We start from the raw sequence: 18,389 nt of genomic DNA on the forward strand, positions 1-18,389 counted from the left end.
GGCAGCGCTTTCAATATATAAGAAGGTTTTTCTGATTAAAATTCATTCCAGATTAATAGCAAAGAAAAAGCTGGGAAAAACTTCCCAGTCTCTTATTTGATGTATCTGAAGAAGACCTTATGCTTGCAGTTCCTCCTGGTAATTTTGATAGAATTCCACCTTGATGGAAATGAAGGTTTCAAGGTCTCGGAGGAGTTGCAAAAGGGTCGCTCGGGTTTCAAATTCTTGACGAAATCGAGGGAGAGGCCGTTCACGAAAGACTGCTAGATAGCGATTGATTTCATCAAGCAGGAATTGAGCTGGATTTTCCTGACTGAGCTGGCTGGCTGTTTTTGCAAAGAGTTGGGCCAAAATAAGACTCTCGCTCGCGGCTAATTGACAGTTATTGACGTTGTTGGCCATGTCTCGCAGGATATTATTTTGACGCTTTCGCATCTCAAAATAGTGGATATGGTAGTTGGTCTGGTGGAAGAGGTGGTTGGAATGGTCTAGATACACTAGATCGAGTGCTTCTTTTAAAATGGTATCTAGCTCACGAATCAAGCTGGCATCGTTGCTCCCATCTCCTTTTCCGAGAAATTCTGCAAAACGGTAAAGAATCTTTTTGAGTTGCTCCTCGACAATTTCGTGATAGCGATCAATTTCTTCCTGTCGAGAAGGCATATAGAGATTGGCAAGGAGAGCAAAGCTGGTTCCAATCAGGAAAATGGTAACCTCATTTCCCAATAAAGCTATAGAAGTGGATTTTTCTAGCAGGAGATGGGTAACCAGGACAGAGCTTGGTGTGATGCCGATTTCCCAGCCTTGTAGAAAAGCGAGGGGAACATAAGTGGCTAGATAAAAACCAAGGGCCCAGAGATTGTAGCTGAGAATCTGAAAGGCTAAGCTGCCAAGGAATAGGGCGAGAAGCATGGACATAAAGCGGTTGTAGGCTAATCTAGCTGTACTTCGACGGGTATCGGTAATGCTGAGGATGGCAATGATCCCCGCAGAGGTGGCGTAGGTCAGACCTAAAAACTCTGCAAGCAAGATGGCCAAACAGGTGGCGAGGACCATCTTGATGGTTCGGTGAATAAGTGGCATAATGCGGATTCTTTCCTTTTTCTAAACTAGTTTTATTATACCACAAGCAAACTGGGCTACTCCAAATGTTTCACCAGATATGGCAATTGTGTTATACTAGTTTCATGGAAAAAAACGATATTGTTTACGGTGTTCATGCCGTCACAGAAGCACTGATCGCAAATACAGGAAATAAATTGTATATCCAGGACGATTTGCGTGGAAAAAATGTAGAAAAAATCAAGGATCTGGCTGCAGATAAGAAGGTGTCCATTTCTTGGACTCCTAAGAAGACCTTACAAGAAATGACAGAAGGGGCTGTCCACCAAGGTTTTGTCTTGCGAGTTTCGGAATTTGCCTATACGGACTTGAATGAGATCTTGGCCCAAGTAGCTGATCAAGACAATCCCCTGCTTTTGATTTTGGATGGCTTGACCGATCCGCATAACTTAGGATCCATTCTCCGAACAGCCGACGCTACCCAGGTGGCTGGAGTCATCATTCCCAAGCACCGTGCTGTTGGGGTGACACCTGTTGTTGCCAAGACCTCAACTGGAGCAGTAGAGCATGTCCCTATTGCTCGAGTGACCAACCTTAGCCAAACCTTGGATAAGCTCAAAGAAGCAGGTTTTTGGATCTTTGGGACCGATATGAATGGAACGCCTTCTCACAAATGGAATACCAGTGGGAAGTTGGCCCTCATCATTGGAAACGAAGGCAAGGGCATTTCGTCCAATATTAAAAAGCAAGTGGATGAAATGATTACGATTCCGATGCAGGGGCATGTCCAAAGTCTGAATGCTAGTGTCGCAGCAGCAATCCTCATGTATGAGGTCTTTCGCAATAAACTATAATAGAAGAAAATCCTAGGAAGGGGGAGTCGATGAAGGAAAAGATTTTGTTAGTGGACGGCTACAATATGATTGCCTTCTGGCAGGAAACCCGTCAGCTCTTTAAGAAGAGTGAGCTAGATGCTGCACGAACGATCCTCCTAGAAAAGCTTAGTCACTATGCCAGCTTTGAAGGCATTCGCGTAATTTGTGTCTTTGATGCCCAATATATGCCAGGGATTCGTCAGACCTATGAGGAATTTCAAGTCCAAGTGGTCTTCACAGCGGAGGATGAAACCGCTGATGACTACATTGAACGCTTGGCAGCAGAGTTCAATACCCCCCTTCACCAAGTATCAGTCGCGACGAGTGACTTGAATGAGCAATGGACGGTCTTTGCTCAAGGAGCGCTCCGTGTTTCGGCGCGTGAGCTGGAGAAGAGAGTCGCCGTTGTCAAAGCTGATTTGAACCAGGCGCGAGGAGCCGTCAACGATCAAAAACCACCGATACGGCCTTTTGACCAAGAGGGCCTACGTCAACTACAAAAAGAGATGGGAGCAAGTAAATGACCTTTAAAATTTTAACAGATTCAACTGCAGATTTAGATGAAAGATGGGCACAGGAGCATGATGTAGAAATCGTCGGTTTGTCGATCCAAATCGATGGGACTCATTATGAGACAGTAGGTCCAGACAAACTTACTAGCCCCCAATTATTAGCAGAAATGCAAAAGGGTGCTAAACCAACGACCAGCCAGGTCAATGTTGGGCAATTCCAAGAGATTTTCAAGGGTTATGCTCAGCGCAAGGAAAACCTCCTTTATATCGCCTTCTCTTCAGTCTTGTCAGGGACCTACCAGAGTGCGGTCATGGCAAGAGACTTGATCCTTGAAGACTACCCAGAAGCTGTGATTGAAATCATCGATCCAAAAGCTGCAGGGATTGGAGAGGGCTACTTGTCTATGCTAGCAGTTGAGGCGCGTGATGCAGGAAAGAGTTTGGATCAAGTCAAGGAAGAGCTGATGGAAGTTGCCCCTAAGTTACGGACCTATTTCTTGGTGGATGATCTCTACCATCTGATGCGCGGAGGACGTCTCTCTAAGAGTTCAGCTATCGTCGGAAGTTTGGTCAACATCAAACCTCTTCTTTGGATTGATGCAGAAGGCAAGTTAGCCCCTATAGCCAAAGTTCGGGGACGTAAAAAAGCTATGCGAGAAATGCTTTCACTCATCCAGGATGATATCGGCCACAGCACAGCTTTGGTTTCTTACACGGACGATCTTGCTGGAGCGGAAGAGCTCAAGGCTCAATTGTTGGAGAATCCAGCCATTTCTCAAGTTTTGATTATGCCTTTAGGTCCAGTCATTGCAGCCCACGTCGGTCCTAATTCTCTCATCGGCTTTGTCATAGGAAAAGAAAATCGCAAATAATTTTTCAAATCGGTTGACTTTTATTTGAAAAATTTGATACAATAGTAGGCGGTATTGTTTACCCCATTTGTAAGGCCCCGGAACCTTTCAAATAACTCGCGGACCGGAACATCCGCCCTGTAAACAAAAACGATATTCATAATAGGAGAAATCATGAACAAAACTACATTCATGGCTAAACCAGGCCAAGTAGAACGCAAATGGTACGTTGTTGACGCAACTGATGTACCTCTTGGACGCCTTTCAGCAGTTGTTGCTAGCGTGCTTCGCGGAAAAAACAAACCAACATTCACACCACACACTGATACAGGTGACTTCGTAATCGTTATCAATGCTGAAAAAGTTAAATTGACTGGTAAAAAAGCAACTGATAAGATCTACTACACTCACTCAAACCACCCAGGTGGATTGAAATCAATCTCTGCTGGTGAACTTCGTTCTAAAAATGCAGTTCGTTTGATTGAGAAATCAGTTAAAGGTATGCTTCCACACAATACTCTTGGCCGCGCTCAAGGTATGAAATTGAAAGTATTCGTTGGAGCTGAGCACACTCACGCTGCACAACAACCAGAAGTTCTTGATATTTCAGGACTTATCTAAGGAAAGGAACAATAAAGTATGTCACAAGCACAATATGCAGGTACTGGACGTCGTAAAAACGCTGTTGCACGCGTTCGCCTTGTTCCAGGAACTGGTAAAATCACTGTTAACAAAAAAGATGTTGAAGAGTACATCCCACACGCTGACCTTCGTCTTGTAATCAACCAACCATTCGCAGTTACTTCAACTGTAGGTTCATACGACGTTTTCGTTAACGTTGTAGGTGGTGGATACGCTGGTCAAGCAGGAGCTATCCGTCACGGTATTGCTCGTGCCCTTCTTCAAGTAGACCCAGACTTCCGCGATTCTTTGAAACGCGCAGGACTTCTTACACGTGACTCACGTAAAGTTGAGCGTAAGAAACCAGGTCTTAAGAAAGCTCGTAAAGCATCACAATTCTCAAAACGTTAATCAATACGATTATATCAACGTTTACAGACATTCAAGAATTTTCTCTTGGATGTCTTTTTTGTTCAAAAAACGAAAGTTCACCCCAAAATTCACCTTATATTCACCCCATCAATTTTTTAAACTACGAAAAGCAATATCACCTACAGTCTGATTGACTTTATCTTTGATATTAACGTAAGTTTTTGTAATCTCTTTATCACTATGAGTAAGAGCTTCTGAGAAGGCTTCAAGAGAAACACCTGCTTGTTTAGCAAGAGTAGCACCAGTATGTCTTAGTTTGTGTGGTGATGCTGGTGCTAATTCGGGATGTCTTCGTCTGACTGATTTCATCTTGATAAAACTTAAAATTTTTCTAATTATAACGAAGCATAGTCAAAAAGCTATGACCTCTATATTCACAAAAAAATCCAGACCAATACTAGTCCAGATTTCTTGTCTATTAAACATTCTTTTCAAAGAATGGAAGAACGGCTGTAACGGCTTTGTCAACGCAATTATTTAACTGTGAGAATCCGACGCACATAAATTTTAAATGGCGTCTCAGTCACATTTAAATTTATGAGACGCTTAGACGTTACGCTTTCAATTTGTCAAATTTTGCTTTGACATTCGCCTTGAATTCTTCAAGTTTAGCCTTGCGTTCGGTTTTACGTTCAGCCTTCATTTGTGCACGTGCCTGGTTGTAGAGGTCTTCTTGGACTTGCAGAGCTGCTTCGATTTCGGCTACGACGGTTGCTACATCCCAACGCATGATTTGGGTGTCGTACTTGGTGAAGTAAGCATCGATGACTGCTTCGTTGTCTTCTTGCACCAAGGCAACAACGGCTGTTTCACCGTTAGTCAATTTCTGAGAAACAACGTCAATCAGGCCAGTTTCTGCCGTATCAATGGTATCACCAGCAGCCAAACCATAGAGGCTACCCATACCATAACCAAACAAGACGCCGATAGGACCACCCAAAAGCCCGATAACTGCACCGAGCAAGCCACCTTTTAGGGCTGCATCCGTCGTTGAATCTTCAAAGTCATAGCGTTCTTTTTCAACGATATGACCGTTTTCATTTTTGACCAAGGCGATTTGAGCAACCTTGGTCGTCTGAGTTTGGCGGAAAGCCTTCAAATCCGCAAAGGACTGATAAGCTTCGCTTTCAGTGTTAAAGACTGAAACTACTAGGTTTTCCATAGTTAGTACCTCTTTTCTAAATATATACGTTCATTATAATACAGTTTCAATCACTTTTCAATCATTTTAGTGCGACATTTTAATTGATATGTCGCGTTTATCAGCGTCAAAGAACAGTTTCAGGCAGCGGTATATCTTTGCCATATCCCAGCCCAGACACTCTGGCGACTCTGAGTGATTATCAAGAAAGGCGTCCAGCAACATCTTAAAGCCTCCCGTGCAAAAAGTAAATAAATAGTGTTTTTCCTGTATGCCTGTCACACGGCTAAAAGACCGCTTGACCAAATCTTCCAGAAAATTATAGCAGATATTATGTACCAGCTCTGTGTAGCGAGTCTGATGAGCGTGCCGAATCACATCGACACTTTTATAGAATCTGCCAACTGTTTCCTTATGGTCGAATCCTTGAAAGAAGTCGCTTTATTCGTCGGTCAAGACAATTAATTTGGCTGGTGCAACTGATTCGCCAAGCTATGAACAAGCAATTATTACCTTTTGAAAGCAAAAATGGCAATTATGAAGGTGAAGCTACTCAGGTCTTAGTTCTTCTATCCAATTACTATGCAGACAAAAAACTATTTGATGAAAATACAGATGAATATGGAAATATCTTGATTTTAAAGGATTCATCCATCATTTCTAAATTATCGGCTATCCCAGATTTATTAAAAAGGGGATCTAGTAGGTAACAATAATATCGAATATATCAAAGTACGCAATATTAGGATTTCTTCAGAGGTTGAGTTAGAGTCAGATGTTGATGGGGATAAGTCGGATAATCTGCCAATAGATATAAAAATACTAGAAAACAGGCTTGAAAAAGGCTCGTAAAGCTAGCCAGTTCTCTAAACGTTAATTCGTTGCTGGACAGCAGAATACAAACGAAAACACTTTGCATCTTGCAAGGTGTTTTTTTCTATGAGAACTGGCGGTGCGCAATTAGGATAGCTCTAGCGACTTTAGTCGCATAGAGATATGCTATGCACAGTTGCCTCAAGAAAACAATGCTTCTTGGTCCACCCTGTTAGACAAGCTTCAAAACCAAGGAATCCAACAGATTTCTCTTGTAGTTACAGATGGCTTTAAGGGGCTTGAGCAGATTATCAGTCAGGCTCACCCATTAGCTAAACAACAATGTTGCTTAATTCATATTAGTCGAAATCTAGCTAGTAAAGTGAAACGAGCAGATAGAGCGGTTATTCTGGGGCAATTTATAATGATTTATCGTGCTGAAAATTTAGAAATGGCAGGACAAGCTTTAGAGGACTTTCTCGCCGAATGGAAACCAAAGTATAGGAAAGTCATGGAAAGTCTGGAGAAGACGGATAATCTTTTAACTTTTTATCAGTTTCCCTACCAGATTTGGCACAGCATGTATTCGACAAACCTCATTGAGTCTCTTAACAAAGAAATCAAACATCAAACGAAAAAGAAGGTTCTTTTTCCTAATGAGGAGGCTCTGGAACGTTACTTAGTTACGTTGTTTGAAGATTATAATTTCAAGCAAAGTCAACGAATCCATAAAGGGTTTGGTCAATGTTCTGATACACTTGAAAGCTTATTTAATTAACACTCCGTAACTCTACTTAAGTGTTTACACATAATTATTGACAGTATCAAAAAATAAAGTATATTGTTTTCATCATAATATAATTAAATATCAGTATAGAGAATTTTATCTATATATCAGATATCAGCAATTGCTTTTGCTGTCATTTTTCGCTACAATAGTTACAAGGAGGAAATAAACATGTTAAAAGAAGTATTAAACGTCGTAAAAGTTGCGAAAAAATCATCTCTCTTCTTAGGAGGGGTAGCATTTGGGACGCTTGGCTTGAAAGTCTTAGCAAGTAAAGAAGCTAAGAAAGGCTATTCTAAGGCCTTGGCTAAAGCTTACAAATTGAAAGATGGACTGGATGCATCTGTTTCTGTTGTAAAACAACACGGTGATGATGTTTTACAAGACGCTAAATATTTATACGAACAGGAAAAGAAAGAAGAACAATTAGATAGCCTGACAGGTGAATAATATGTCTTTTAAAGTGCTACACAGAGGATATCAACATATCCGATTATCGTCCTCGTTTTCACTGACCTTGGATATTCAAGATTATCTTCGTTCCTTGGCTAAAGATGAAAAAGGGATCGACTCTATTCAGTTTTATATGGATCAGCAGCACTTTACTCTACGTATGAAAGAAGGCTTCTCTGTATTAGAAAATGCAGAGGCCTTTTTAAAAAAAATTGACAAGGGGAAAGTTTCGGACTTGATGACTCTTCCCATTCGTAGAGAAGAGAGTGCTTATTCAATTGTATCGGGTGCAGCGATTAAGCGTTTGCTGTTTCGAAGTTTTGTACCCTACCCTATTCGTTATATTTGGACTTGTTATCAGGCTTTGGGTTATGTCAAAGAAGCCTATCAAACTTTAGCGCGCAAGGAACTAACCATGGAGGTCTTGGACTGTTCGGCCATTTTGTTGTCCTTGTTTATGAACCAATCCAAGACAGCTAGCAACATCATGTTTATGCTTGATTTGGGTAATCATCTGGATCAGTGGTCTTTAAAAAAAACAGCAACAGATTTGGAACAAAGCCTTCTTGCTAAAGAAAGTGATGTTTTCTTAGTGCGGGGAGACATGGTCATCAGCATCAAGAGTTCTGATGTTCAAGTAGGTGATGTATTAGTTGTCTCCCAAGGTAATGAAATCTTGTTTGACGGCCAAGTGGTTTCAGGATTAGGCATGGTCAATGAGAGTTCCTTGACTGGAGAGAGCTTCCCTGTTGAAAAGAAAGAGGGAGATTCTGTATGTGCGAATACTGTTTTGGAAACAGGAGAGTTAAGAATTCGTGTGACTGATAATCAGATAAACAGTCGTATTTTGCAACTCATCAATCTGATGAAAAAATCTGAAGAGAGTAAGAAGACAAAACAACGTCATTTTATTAGGATGGCAGACAAGGTTGTAAAATATAACTTCTTAGGTGCTGGTTTGACTTATCTGTTAACAGGTTCGTTTTCAAAAGCCATTTCCTTTTTATTGGTGGATTTTTCATGTGCTCTAAAAATATCCACACCTGTAGCCTACCTTACGGCCATAAAGGAAGGTCTAAATCGAGAAATGGTTATTAAAGATGGTGATGTATTAGAAAAATATCTGGAAGTGGATACTTTCTTGTTTGATAAAACGGGTACCATCACGACGAGTTATCCTTTGGTTGAAAAGGTTCTTCCTTTCGGAGATTATACTGAGAAAGATATTTTAAGAATAAGTGCATGTTTGGAGGAACATATCTATCATCCTATTGCCAATGCAATTGTTAAACAAGCTGAAATTGAAGGCATTGAACACGAAGAAATGCATGGCAAGCTTCAGTATGTTGCAAGCAAAGGGATTAAATCGCAAATTGATGGTCAATCGGTTGTCATTGGAAATTATGTACTAATGCAAGACGAACAGGTAAGAATTAGTTCTGAGCAGCTGGCCTTGATTGAGCAATATAAGACTCATTACAATTTATTGTTTTTGGCTTATAAGAAAGAATTAATTGGGATGTTTTGTATCCACACTCCCTTGAGAAGCGAGGCGAAAGTTGCATTGAAAAAGCTAAAGCGCCAAGGGAAAAAACTGATTCTGGCAACTGGTGATACGTTGGCTAGAACAGAAGAGTTGGTTAAAGATCTGCCATTTGACAACGTTTATACTGATTTAAAACCAGATGGTAAGTTTCAGTTGGTTCAGGAATTACAGAAAGCTGGCCGAACTATTTTGATGGTTGGAGACGGGTTAAACGACTCTGCTGCCTTGACGCTTGCAGATATTGGGGTTGTGATGAATGAAAGTGCTGATATTTCTAAGCAGATGAGTGATATTTTATTATTAGATAATCGTTTAGATTTCTTCGAGGAATTGAATTCTTTATCTGAATCGTTGCAGAAATTAATTCAAAGAAATATTCAAGAAACAGTTGTAATAAATGGAAGTTTAATTGGATTTGGGTTGTTAAATTGGTTAAGCCCATCTAATCTTTCGATATTGCACAATCTGACTACTTTAAGAATCGTCCTTCGTAGTCTTTCTATTAAAAGTAGGTAAGAGACCGAGAAGCTGAGGTTATAAAAACTAAAAGGAGTTGTCTCATTTGAGAATAACGGTTCTTTGTCAACTGTAGTGGGTTGGTGGAAAATTATACCCTGGAGAGGACCAAATTGGTTCTCTCCTTTTAAATATTGAAAAAACCATTGGCAGTGGACATACTTTAAGACTATATATTTCTGAAACTAGTTTCACAATACAAATATTGACATGCAATTATTAATTGGTGGATTTTAAGTTGACATCTACAAAGGTTAATGTTAGAATACATTCAAAAATATATTTGAATGAGGTGTTTTATGATTCAAAATATTGTTACTTCAATAATCCTGTATTCTGGGACAGCCGTAGACTTACTTATTATCCTAATGTTATTTTTTGCCAAAAGAAAAAGCAGAAAGGACATCATTAACATCTATTTAGGACAATTTCTAGGCTCTGTTAGTCTAATATTCCTAAGTTTGCTTTTTGCATTTGTCTTAAATTATATTCCTAGTAAAGAGATTTTAGGTTTACTCGGTTTGATTCCAATTTTCCTAGGCCTCAAAGTTTTGCTTTTAGGAGATTCTGATGGAGAAGCTATTGCAAAAGATGGTTTGCGAAAAGACAATAAAAACCTGATTTTTCTAGTCGCTATGATTACTTTTGCAAGTTGTGGCGCTGACAATATTGGTGTCTTTGTCCCATATTTTACCACCTTAAATTTAGCGAATTTGATAGTGACTTTACTTACTTTTCTAGTCATGATTTATCTCTTGGTTTTTTCTGCCCAAAAATTAGCACAAGTCCCTTCTGTTGGAGAAACTTTGGAAAAATATAGCAGATGGTTTATTGCCGTTGTCTATTTAGGATTGGGGATGTATATCCTGATTGAAAACAACAGCTTTGACATGCTATGGGCTGTGTTAGGCTAGGAGAAAAAATTATGAAAAAAGATAGTATCTGTCAAGTGGATGTTATAAATCAACAAAATGTTACAACCGCAACGAACTACCTTGAAAAGGAAAAAGTCCAAAAATCACTTCGCATTTTATCAAAATTTACCGATAATAAACAGATAAATATCATCTTTTATCTCCTTGCCGTCGAAGAACTCTGTGTCTGCGATATAGCCTGTTTATTAAATCTCAGTATGGCATCTGCCTCCCACCATCTTCGTAAACTAGCCAATCAAAACATCTTGGACACTAGAAGAGAGGGGAAAATTATATATTATTTTATAAAAGATGAGGAAATCAGAGATTTTTTTAATCAACTAGGATAACAACTATTTTTACTACTTTTCCATGATTATAGGGAGATTATATATGAAATTTTTTGATGAAAATTACTCACAAGAAATACCTACTCGTATTAAATGTTTAAGAAAAAAGTATAATTTAAAGCAAAGCGACCTAGGTAATGCAGGTCAAGTTAGGCAAATTGAAAAGGGAGAAATTTGAAAGAATTTGTATCTTTTATTTTTTGTTTCATTTATGCCCTATGCTACTGGAATAGTTAGTAGTCATTTCATGAATCATACGGCACAGCTCTTTTATGGACTGATCGTTATTGTTTCAACAGTAGCAAACTGTTTTTTACATAAAGTAATTGATAAACCCAATATAGATCAGAAAGAATTACTTGAAGCTACCGCACAATATAGGAAGTTATTGATACCTGACCTAATAATTAAAGGAGTGGGATTGATTCTATCCTTAATTGTCTATCCTCTGATTATGATGTATAGTGTTTTAATTGCGGCATTTTACATCATAACTTTAAAAACACTATCCGAAAAAAGAGTGAATAACTAAAAAACGGTGACCAAAGTTAGGTGTATTATTTTAATGCTTAGAGACCTAAACTATTCCCCTGTTTAAAAAATACTGATTCAAATTTTATGAAATTAATCAGTAGATTCCGTTCTGAAAAGCCTTGATATGACGCTATTTTTAATCCAACTGAAACCCAAACTTTCCAAACCAGGCTTGAAAAAAGCTCGTAAAGCATCACAATTTAGTAAACGTTAAAACTTATTTAAACTTATTGAAAGCATTTCGTATCAAAAATACGGGATGCTTTTTCTGTTCACCCCAAATTTTTGTAACTAGGTGATACTTGAAATTAATACAAATTTGGTTGTTTTTGATAAATCTAAGCAACACTAAATGATGAAGTGAAAGGGGATGAATCTTTGATAGTATTCATTTATTGTGAAATATGATATATTTATTAATTAGATGGATGAATACTTCTAGAGTTAAATATAGCATAATAGGGACAGACTTTTTGGTTTATTTTTGTTTGTAGTCGGATTATGAAAGAATATCCAATATTATGCGATAAGATAGAATGTTACAAAAAAGAAAGGGGATGCAATCCGATGAAGAAAGACAGATTAATTGTATTGACAGATGCTGTTCTAGCAATTATTATGACCATCTTGATTTTAGAGTTAGAAAAACCAACAACACCAAGTCTTGAAGCTTTTTGGGATTTACGGCAAAATTTCTTTGCTTGTTTTCTTTCCTTTTTCTGGTTGGGATCGTTATGGATGGCACTAAACACATTATGGGAAAAGGTTGAGAAAATTTCCTCAGAAATTATTTGGTGGAATTTGTTTCTACTCTTGGAGCGGCAGGAGTTCTCTTTGGAGAATTTCATGCCATCCAAGATACCAGTCTGAATGATGTGGTGGACCGGATCTATATAAATGTCAAGGATTTACCGTTTCAGTCCTTGGGAGCTTTAGCTAATATCCTGTCTGATGTTAAGAAGGGACTGATTCAAGACAGTCATATCTGGTCTTTCTTCCAGTCATTTTTCAAACAATATCAGTTGATAATCAGCTTAAATCAGATCTATCAGTTTGTCTATCTTTCTCTGATGGAGATCATGTCCTATCTTCACTTTGATTATTGGAAAAAACGGCTCGGTCAGGAGCTAGTATGAATAAGGAGAACAAATGAGACGTTTAAAAATGTTATGGCATATTATACAGGTTACGGGTTTTACTCGGTTTGCTCTGAGTTTTGTGACCTTTGTTTTTGGGTCAGGAGGCGTGCTTTTCCTAGTTGAACCTGCTATCACAAATTACGGAGACGGTCTTTGGTATGCTTTTGTGACTTCGACGACTGTCGGCTACGGGGATCTCCTAGCTGTGACCTTGATTGGAAGGATTACCAGTGTCTTCTTGACGATTTATGGGCTCATATTTTTTGGCTGTTTATCAGCTGTTATTATTAATTATTATACCGATTTAAATAAGGAAAGAGGAGAGGACAAATGACTGCCAATTATTCAACACGGGAATACCGTGAGAAATTATACGATGACCTTCATGTTCGATTGAGAGATACAGCGATTTTGATGTGTGCAATTTTTATTGCCTCTATCGGTCTAAATATGAATTCAACAGCTGTTATTATTGGAGCCATGTTAATTTCACCTCTCATGACACCGATTGTTGGACTGGGATTCGGTTTAGCTATTTTTGATACGCGTTTAATCAAGCAATCTCTAGAGGTTTTATTGACTCAAGTGTTGGTCAGTTTGCTTGTCTCGACTCTGTATTTCTGGATTTCTCCCTTGTCTTATGCAAGTAGCGAGTTGATCGCACGAACCTCTCCAACCATTTGGGATGTTCTCATTGCTATTGCTGGTGGGATTGCTGGTGTGATCGGTTCAAGGAAAAAAGAAGCAAACAATATCGTGCCAGGAGTAGCCATTGCTACAGCTTTGATGCCGCCTATCTGTACTGCTGGCTATGGTTTAGCTAATGGGAATGTACGATTTTTATTGGGGGCTCTCTATCTTTTCTTGATCAACTGTGTCTTTATCATGCTAGCCAACATTGTTGGAACAAGAATTTTGATGAGAAAATCTCCTTTAACTTCATTTAAAGAGCTGAGCATTAAAATGAGAATTGGCTTGATTTCTTTGATTGTATTGTTGATTCTTCCAGCTAGCTATTCGGCAGTTACTCTGACAATAGAACAAGCGCGCAAAGAAGGGATCAAACAGTTTGTAGGAAAAGAGTTCGCCAATTATACGGTTATTAATCAAGTCTACAAGTCAAGTAACAATGAATTGGTCTTGACGGTTGTTGGAGATCCGATTTCAGAAGAAGAATTAGAAACACTCCACCAAAAACAAGCCTCTTACGGTATTCAATCTGTTCAATTGAAAGTGAATCAAGTTCAGAACTCGCCAACATTAGATAGTGAAGCGACCAAGGAATTTTATGAAAACATTGACAAGTATATTGATCAAAAACTCTCTGAAAAAGATTCACAAAACGATCTCGTAAAAGAAAATGAAGCAGACAAGGATTGAGGACGATGAACTGAATAGGTTTTTATGCCGTGTTTTTCTTGTTTGTTCTTCTTTCTTACCTATAACAAAATAAAATTGATGAATCCAGAAAAATTGACATCCTGTAAAGCAAGTATGCAGAAGATGATGAAACACTTCATGGTTCACACCATGGGGTGTTCTTTTTCTACACCCAAACTAAATCAAAGACAAACAAAAAACCACCCCATCTTCCCTGGTCGAATTGGACTGCAGAAAGTAGGGTGGTTTTAGAACGTTAACGATTAGTTATCGTCTTTGTGAAGGATGTTTTTCACGCCTTTGATAGCTCCTTCAACAGCTTCTTTTGCATCTTCAGCAACTTCTTTTGCTTTTGATGCAACTTTTTCAGCAACGCCTTCAGCTTCTGTTTTTTTATCACCGGTTACTTTACCGAGACCTTCTTTTACAGAACCTTTAACTTGGTTTAATTTATCTTCTAATGACATAGTGTCACCTCCGTTAAGTAAATAGTTTTATTAATCTGAATTCAAGACAGTTCATTTAAAAAATTAAAACTATTTAGCTCAGATTAATATAAGTATATGCCTTCTGAAATGGGAAGTCAAATATTCGCTACGGTATTTTGAAAGTGGGAAGGAGTCATGATGAGATAGCAACTAATGATGGATGAATAGGTCCTTGCCTTGTTTTTAATTGAAGAAGCATAGATCTTCCGCTATTTCAAAATAAAATCGTCCTGGTGATTAAGGAATAATATAGTGTAGCATCGTCAGGCTAGAAAATCTAAATGGCTGTTTTCTCCTAGCAAAGTGGAGTAAAAAACAAAAGAAGATGCCACTTTCTGTTCAAAAAGGGACAATTTAGGAGTTTGTTGATTTAAAGATTTTTCGTGTGCTATACTAAAATTGTCAAAGTTGCAACTAGACAATATTTTTTAATCTAATAAATATAAGGAGGTATTCATAATGAATACAAAGATTTTGGAAGAATTTGATAGTTTAGATAGCGATTTTCTCTCAAAAGTAGCAGGTGGTGGGGTTTTTAATACTATATATATGGGACCGCCTCCAGTTTCAGGTGGTCCGAATGGTTGGGAATACTTCCGTAAGTTGATTGCGCCACTTGAAATGCGAAGTTTCTTCGCAATTTAATGAGTATCGGCTAAAATTTTTTTGTTGGTGGAGGATGTTATGAAATATGCCAAACATGGAGTCGCTTTACTGTTCCTGTTATATCTATTTGTTTTTGGGATTGAAGGCCTTGGTATCTACCTAACTGGAGTTTTCAATGGTGATGTAAGTTTTCTTTATTTCATCTATTTGATTCTCTACTCTTTGCTTCTCATCGGCATTCTATTTTGGTTTAAAAAGCAGAAGATAGTCATTCGTTCCAATATACAGAAATGGAAGTGGCACTATCTGGGGTATTTTGCTCTGGTGCTCTTGTGGTTCTTTGTTGAAAGATGGGTGCTACAAACTTTTCAGGATTTGCTGGTTCCTGTCGTTCATCAAACCAAATTGCCATCCTCCATTTATCTAAATGGCCCTGGTATTTCGGGCACTCTGTTTTTTGTCCTAGCTACTGTTACATCTCCTATGATCGAAGAATTTATTTTTAGAGGCTATCTGATGAATGTCTTCTTTAAAGAAAGTAAGTTTCATTTAGACGTTTTGCTTTCGGGCTTTCTCTTTGCGGCCTTTCATCTGATCCATCAATATCGGGACCCTGTAACCTTTTCTCTTTATTTCTGTTCAGGGCTCTTCTTCGCAGCTGTCTATAAGAAAACTAAAGATATCCGGTTGCCCATCTTCTTGCATGCCTTTAGCAATTTTCTCACTTTTTGGAAACCAATCTGGATATTCATCTTCAATTATATCTACTGGCATTTTCTTGTTAAATAACCTTGTCTCTGTGGCCGGGCGTGAAATGGGAGTTAGAGGTTGGAGTTGTTTAATGAAACTAGGATCACTTTTTAAAAGTGATCTTATTTTCGTTTAAGGGGTGGTATAATGAAAGTATACTCAAGGTGAGACAATTGATTTATTTACAGAAAAGAAGTTTTAAAATGAAAACGATGATAAAAACCTATCCTGTTATCAGTACGATAGCTCTAATCTGTTTGTTGCTCGGTTTATTGACTTCCTTTTATGGGAATGCTATGTACGACCTATTGGCCTTTCATTCAAAACCGGTTCATTATTGGCAGTATATGAGTGGGACCTTGATGCATGGAAGTAAAGGAGCCCCCCTCTGGTTTTTATGGGTACATCTGCTTTTAAATGGGCTTATGATTCTACCTTTTGGTGGACTGCTAGAAAGGAAGAGGGGATCCAAGCATGTCTTGCTTGTTTTTGTGACTGCGACAGTCATCTCTTCCATCGTTTTTCATCTTTTAACACTAGGGCAGGACATTCAGGCAACGGGAATCTCTGCTGTCGGCTATGCCTTTGTAACAGGAGGAATCCTGCTCCTGCCAAACGTGTGGAAGGAATTATCACGCACCGTAAAATGGCTTTATCTATTCTTGATTTTTCTATCTAGCCTCATGCTCTTACCATTGATTACCGGATGGATCTCGACCTTCTTGCATCTTTCAGGAATTGCTAGTTACCTTTTGGTTTATATAGGAAGTAAAAGCTTAAGAAGGAGAACTAACTATTAATCCGACTATTAAGCGAGATTTTCATTTTGCTTCCTTGACTCTTCCATTATGGCGCCGTATAATATTCTATATCAATGAAGAAATCACCTTTTGTCATTGTACAAAGGGTGATTTTATAACGATAAAATGGAGACTCAATGGGCTATATTTCTACAATTAAAACAGCTGTTCAGCTCTTTCCTTTCCTGGCATTTTTGCTGACCTTGCCTTATATGATTTTGAATTATCGAAAATATGGCTCGGTCAATAAGTTGCGGGTGCTGATTTTCTATTCTTTTATGCTTTACTTAATGACGGTCTATCTGTTGGTGGTCTTGCCCCTACCAGACCCGAGTAAGATCCATACCAGCTACTCGGAAATGATCAATCTTTATCCCTTTGCCTTTGTGGTGGATTTTTTCAAGGAGAGTCCCTTTGATCTGGCGCAGACAAGCACTTGGCTTCAGGCCCTTAAGCATCCGACTTTTTACGTGCCTGCCTTTAATGTTCTGATGTTGATTCCTTTTGGGATGTATCTGCGCTATTATTTTAAGTGTGGTTTTAAGAAGACGATTTTCCTGACGGCCCTCTTTAGTCTTTTTTTGGAGCTGACCCAGTTATCAGGTCTCTACTTTCTATATCCGGGCCCCTACCGCCTAGCAGATGTCGATGATATCATTCAAAATACCACCGGTGGTGGAGTGGGCTACCTGCTCGGTTGGTTTTTAGTTTGGTTACTGCCAACACGAGATGAAATCGACGAGCATTCTTTCCGAGTGGGGACGAGAGTATCTGGCTTTCGGATTGGACTTGCTTTCTTGATCGACTTTGTGATGGTATCTATTCTCTACGCATTGATTGGGCGTTTAGGGACGATTCCTTATGTGGCAGTTCTAGCGGTTTACTTTAGCTTGCTTCCTTTGTGGCGGGGGAAAACCTTGGGAATGGCTTTGTTGAAATGCCGCTTGCATTTTGATAAGCAAAGATGGCTTCGCACCATTTGGAGGGGGATTCTAGTGGCGGGCTATTTCTACTTGATACCCCAAGGATTGTTCTATTTGATTTCACTCTTGAATCAGGATTTGACGGACAATTCCCTCTTAACCTTATCCATGATCTTGTTGCTCTTCTTTGTGCTTTTATTGTACCTGATTATCACCTTTGCCATCATCTTGCTCAGTCGTCGCTTTCCGTTTGACCGCCTGGCTGGAGCAACATATGAAAGTACGGTGCGCGTGAAGAAAGATATCTTTAAGGATGAAACCGAATCATCAAAATAGAGAGAGTGGGACAGAAATCGGTAATTCGTTAGAATTCGATTTCGTCGTCCCACCTCCGCACAGTTGAGTAGGGCTGTAAAAGCTGATGAAATCAGCGTAGTAGAGCCCACTCAACCACTGCGTCTTGCTCGACAATCCAAAAACAATTAAGAGGCTAGGACTTTTGTCCCAGCCTTTATTTTTTAGATTCGCGGAAAATATCTGAACGTTCCCAGTTGGGAAGGGTGATTTTAAGGGGAATGTGCTACAATGGAAGCAAATAGATAGAATGGAGCAGTGAAATGAAAGCAATTATTACAGTCGTCGGAAAAGACCAAAAAGGAATCGTAGCAGGTGTTGCGACTAAGGTAGCAGAGTTGGGACTCAATATCGATGATATCTCTCAAACGGTATTGGATGAGTACTTCACCATGATGGCAGTCGTATCATCGGATGAGAAAAAAGATTTTACCCAGCTTCGTTCAGAATTAGAAGAATTCGGTCAGTCTCTTCATGTCAAAATCAATATCCAGAGCGCAGCCATTTTTGATGCCATGCACAATTTGTAAGATAGGGGTTGA

At 39.0% G+C, this 18,389-nt stretch carries 23 protein-coding genes and 4 pseudogenes; 23 read left to right on the forward strand and 4 right to left on the reverse strand.

The window, feature by feature from the left end; genetic code table 11:
• Nucleotides 1–117: 117 nt before the first annotated feature.
• A complete protein-coding gene (locus ACOXXR_RS01380; RefSeq protein ID WP_155125083.1) occupies nt 118–1,083 on the reverse strand; it encodes an aromatic acid exporter family protein in 966 nt (321 codons plus the stop codon).
• 104 nt (nt 1,084–1,187) lie between these two features.
• Between ACOXXR_RS01380 and rlmB the strand changes: the two genes are divergently transcribed.
• The 5 genes from rlmB to rpsI all read left to right on the forward strand — a co-directional run bounded on the left by rlmB (nt 1,188) and on the right by rpsI (nt 4,332).
• Nucleotides 1,188–1,916, forward strand: coding sequence for a 23S rRNA (guanosine(2251)-2'-O)-methyltransferase RlmB (rlmB, locus tag ACOXXR_RS01385; RefSeq protein ID WP_270285145.1), 729 nt, complete (start codon nt 1,188–1,190; stop codon nt 1,914–1,916).
• Nucleotides 1,917–1,945: 29 nt separating this feature from the next.
• A complete protein-coding gene (locus tag ACOXXR_RS01390; protein WP_445278594.1) occupies nt 1,946–2,461 on the forward strand; it encodes an NYN domain-containing protein in 516 nt (171 codons plus the stop codon).
• Nucleotides 2,458–3,321 carry a DegV family protein gene (locus tag ACOXXR_RS01395; protein WP_270615917.1) on the forward strand — a complete coding sequence of 288 codons (864 nt, stop codon included), beginning with the start codon at nt 2,458–2,460 and terminating at the stop codon, nt 3,319–3,321. Before ACOXXR_RS01390 ends, ACOXXR_RS01395 begins: the two co-directional genes overlap by 4 nt.
• Nucleotides 3,322–3,474: 153 nt before the next feature.
• Nucleotides 3,475–3,921, forward strand: a complete 447-nt coding sequence (rplM, locus tag ACOXXR_RS01400; protein WP_002876943.1) for a 50S ribosomal protein L13 — start codon at nt 3,475–3,477, stop codon at nt 3,919–3,921.
• An 18-nt stretch (nt 3,922–3,939) separates the two neighbouring features.
• Nucleotides 3,940–4,332 carry a 30S ribosomal protein S9 gene (rpsI, locus tag ACOXXR_RS01405; RefSeq protein ID WP_000075969.1) on the forward strand — a complete coding sequence of 131 codons (393 nt, stop codon included), beginning with the start codon at nt 3,940–3,942 and terminating at the stop codon, nt 4,330–4,332.
• 108 nt (nt 4,333–4,440) lie between these two features.
• On the opposite strand, the gene ACOXXR_RS01410 is transcribed toward rpsI, so the two are convergent.
• Nucleotides 4,441–4,662, reverse strand: a complete 222-nt coding sequence (locus tag ACOXXR_RS01410) for a tyrosine-type recombinase/integrase (RefSeq protein ID WP_002893762.1) — start codon at nt 4,660–4,662, stop codon at nt 4,441–4,443.
• Between the two features lie 244 nt (nt 4,663–4,906).
• Entirely contained in the window at nt 4,907–5,515 is a 609-nt protein-coding gene (locus tag ACOXXR_RS01415) for a DUF1269 domain-containing protein (protein ID WP_425931275.1), read from the reverse strand.
• A 350-nt stretch (nt 5,516–5,865) separates the two neighbouring features.
• On the opposite strand from ACOXXR_RS01415, the pseudogene ACOXXR_RS01420 reads away from it, so the two are divergent.
• The 13 genes and pseudogenes from ACOXXR_RS01420 to ACOXXR_RS01480 all read left to right on the forward strand — a co-directional run.
• Nucleotides 5,866–6,009 (forward strand): annotated as a pseudogene (locus tag ACOXXR_RS01420) (IS982 family transposase); the annotation flags it as partial.
• A 3-nt stretch (nt 6,010–6,012) separates the two neighbouring features.
• A pseudogene (locus tag ACOXXR_RS01425) lies at nt 6,013–6,346 on the forward strand (diacylglycerol/lipid kinase family protein); the annotation flags it as partial.
• 148 nt (nt 6,347–6,494) lie between these two features.
• Nucleotides 6,495–7,085: pseudogene (locus tag ACOXXR_RS01430) on the forward strand (IS256 family transposase); the annotation flags it as partial.
• Nucleotides 7,086–7,265: 180 nt separating this feature from the next.
• Nucleotides 7,266–7,544, forward strand: coding sequence for a DUF6110 family protein (locus ACOXXR_RS01435; protein WP_002902306.1), 279 nt, complete (start codon nt 7,266–7,268; stop codon nt 7,542–7,544).
• A gap of 1 nt (nt 7,545) precedes the next feature.
• Nucleotides 7,546–9,609: a heavy metal translocating P-type ATPase gene (locus tag ACOXXR_RS01440; RefSeq protein WP_002893754.1), complete on the forward strand. Its 2,064-nt coding sequence runs from the start codon at nt 7,546–7,548 to the stop codon at nt 9,607–9,609.
• 299 nt (nt 9,610–9,908) lie between these two features.
• A complete protein-coding gene (locus ACOXXR_RS01445; protein ID WP_002911684.1) occupies nt 9,909–10,523 on the forward strand; it encodes a CadD family cadmium resistance transporter in 615 nt (204 codons plus the stop codon).
• Nucleotides 10,524–10,534: 11 nt separating this feature from the next.
• Nucleotides 10,535–10,873 carry a Cd(II)/Zn(II)-sensing metalloregulatory transcriptional regulator CadX gene (gene cadX, locus ACOXXR_RS01450; protein ID WP_000711078.1) on the forward strand — a complete coding sequence of 113 codons (339 nt, stop codon included), beginning with the start codon at nt 10,535–10,537 and terminating at the stop codon, nt 10,871–10,873.
• Nucleotides 10,874–10,916: 43 nt separating this feature from the next.
• Nucleotides 10,917–11,051, forward strand: a complete 135-nt coding sequence (locus tag ACOXXR_RS01455) for a hypothetical protein (RefSeq protein WP_023024363.1) — start codon at nt 10,917–10,919, stop codon at nt 11,049–11,051.
• Nucleotides 11,052–11,513: 462 nt separating this feature from the next.
• Nucleotides 11,514–11,621, forward strand: a pseudogene (locus ACOXXR_RS01460) (30S ribosomal protein S9); the annotation flags it as partial.
• A 353-nt stretch (nt 11,622–11,974) separates the two neighbouring features.
• Nucleotides 11,975–12,277, forward strand: coding sequence for a TMEM175 family protein (locus ACOXXR_RS01465; RefSeq protein ID WP_004240734.1), 303 nt, complete (start codon nt 11,975–11,977; stop codon nt 12,275–12,277).
• Complete coding sequence (locus ACOXXR_RS01470; protein WP_000397556.1) at nt 12,202–12,543, forward strand: hypothetical protein; 342 nt, start codon at nt 12,202–12,204, stop codon at nt 12,541–12,543. The genes ACOXXR_RS01465 and ACOXXR_RS01470 overlap by 76 nt, the downstream gene beginning before the upstream one ends.
• Before the next feature lie 13 nt (nt 12,544–12,556).
• Entirely contained in the window at nt 12,557–12,880 is a 324-nt protein-coding gene (locus ACOXXR_RS01475; protein WP_001253404.1) for a potassium channel family protein, read from the forward strand.
• Nucleotides 12,877–13,926 (forward strand): DUF389 domain-containing protein, encoded by a 1,050-nt coding sequence (locus ACOXXR_RS01480; protein WP_000126416.1) that lies wholly within the window; start codon nt 12,877–12,879, stop codon nt 13,924–13,926. Before ACOXXR_RS01475 ends, ACOXXR_RS01480 begins: the two co-directional genes overlap by 4 nt.
• A 263-nt stretch (nt 13,927–14,189) precedes the next feature.
• Here ACOXXR_RS01480 and ACOXXR_RS01485 read toward each other — a convergent pair whose 3' ends face one another.
• Entirely contained in the window at nt 14,190–14,393 is a 204-nt protein-coding gene (locus tag ACOXXR_RS01485; RefSeq protein WP_125334912.1) for a CsbD family protein, read from the reverse strand.
• Between the two features lie 480 nt (nt 14,394–14,873).
• Here ACOXXR_RS01485 and ACOXXR_RS01490 point away from each other — a divergent pair, with 480 nt between their 5' ends.
• From ACOXXR_RS01490 to ACOXXR_RS01510, 5 genes are all read left to right on the forward strand, one after another.
• Nucleotides 14,874–15,059 (forward strand): hypothetical protein, encoded by a 186-nt coding sequence (locus ACOXXR_RS01490; protein WP_135782818.1) that lies wholly within the window; start codon nt 14,874–14,876, stop codon nt 15,057–15,059.
• Nucleotides 15,060–15,098: 39 nt separating this feature from the next.
• Entirely contained in the window at nt 15,099–15,809 is a 711-nt protein-coding gene (locus tag ACOXXR_RS01495; protein WP_135782817.1) for a CPBP family intramembrane glutamic endopeptidase, read from the forward strand.
• A 164-nt stretch (nt 15,810–15,973) separates the two neighbouring features.
• Nucleotides 15,974–16,570, forward strand: coding sequence for a rhomboid family intramembrane serine protease (locus ACOXXR_RS01500; RefSeq protein WP_135782816.1), 597 nt, complete (start codon nt 15,974–15,976; stop codon nt 16,568–16,570).
• A gap of 137 nt (nt 16,571–16,707) precedes the next feature.
• Nucleotides 16,708–17,829: a VanZ family protein gene (locus ACOXXR_RS01505; protein ID WP_135782815.1), complete on the forward strand. Its 1,122-nt coding sequence runs from the start codon at nt 16,708–16,710 to the stop codon at nt 17,827–17,829.
• A gap of 281 nt (nt 17,830–18,110) precedes the next feature.
• Nucleotides 18,111–18,377, forward strand: coding sequence for an ACT domain-containing protein (locus ACOXXR_RS01510; RefSeq protein WP_003004214.1), 267 nt, complete (start codon nt 18,111–18,113; stop codon nt 18,375–18,377).
• Nucleotides 18,378–18,389: the final 12 nt, after the last annotated feature.

This window comes from Streptococcus sp. KHUD_013 (genome assembly GCF_052588545.1).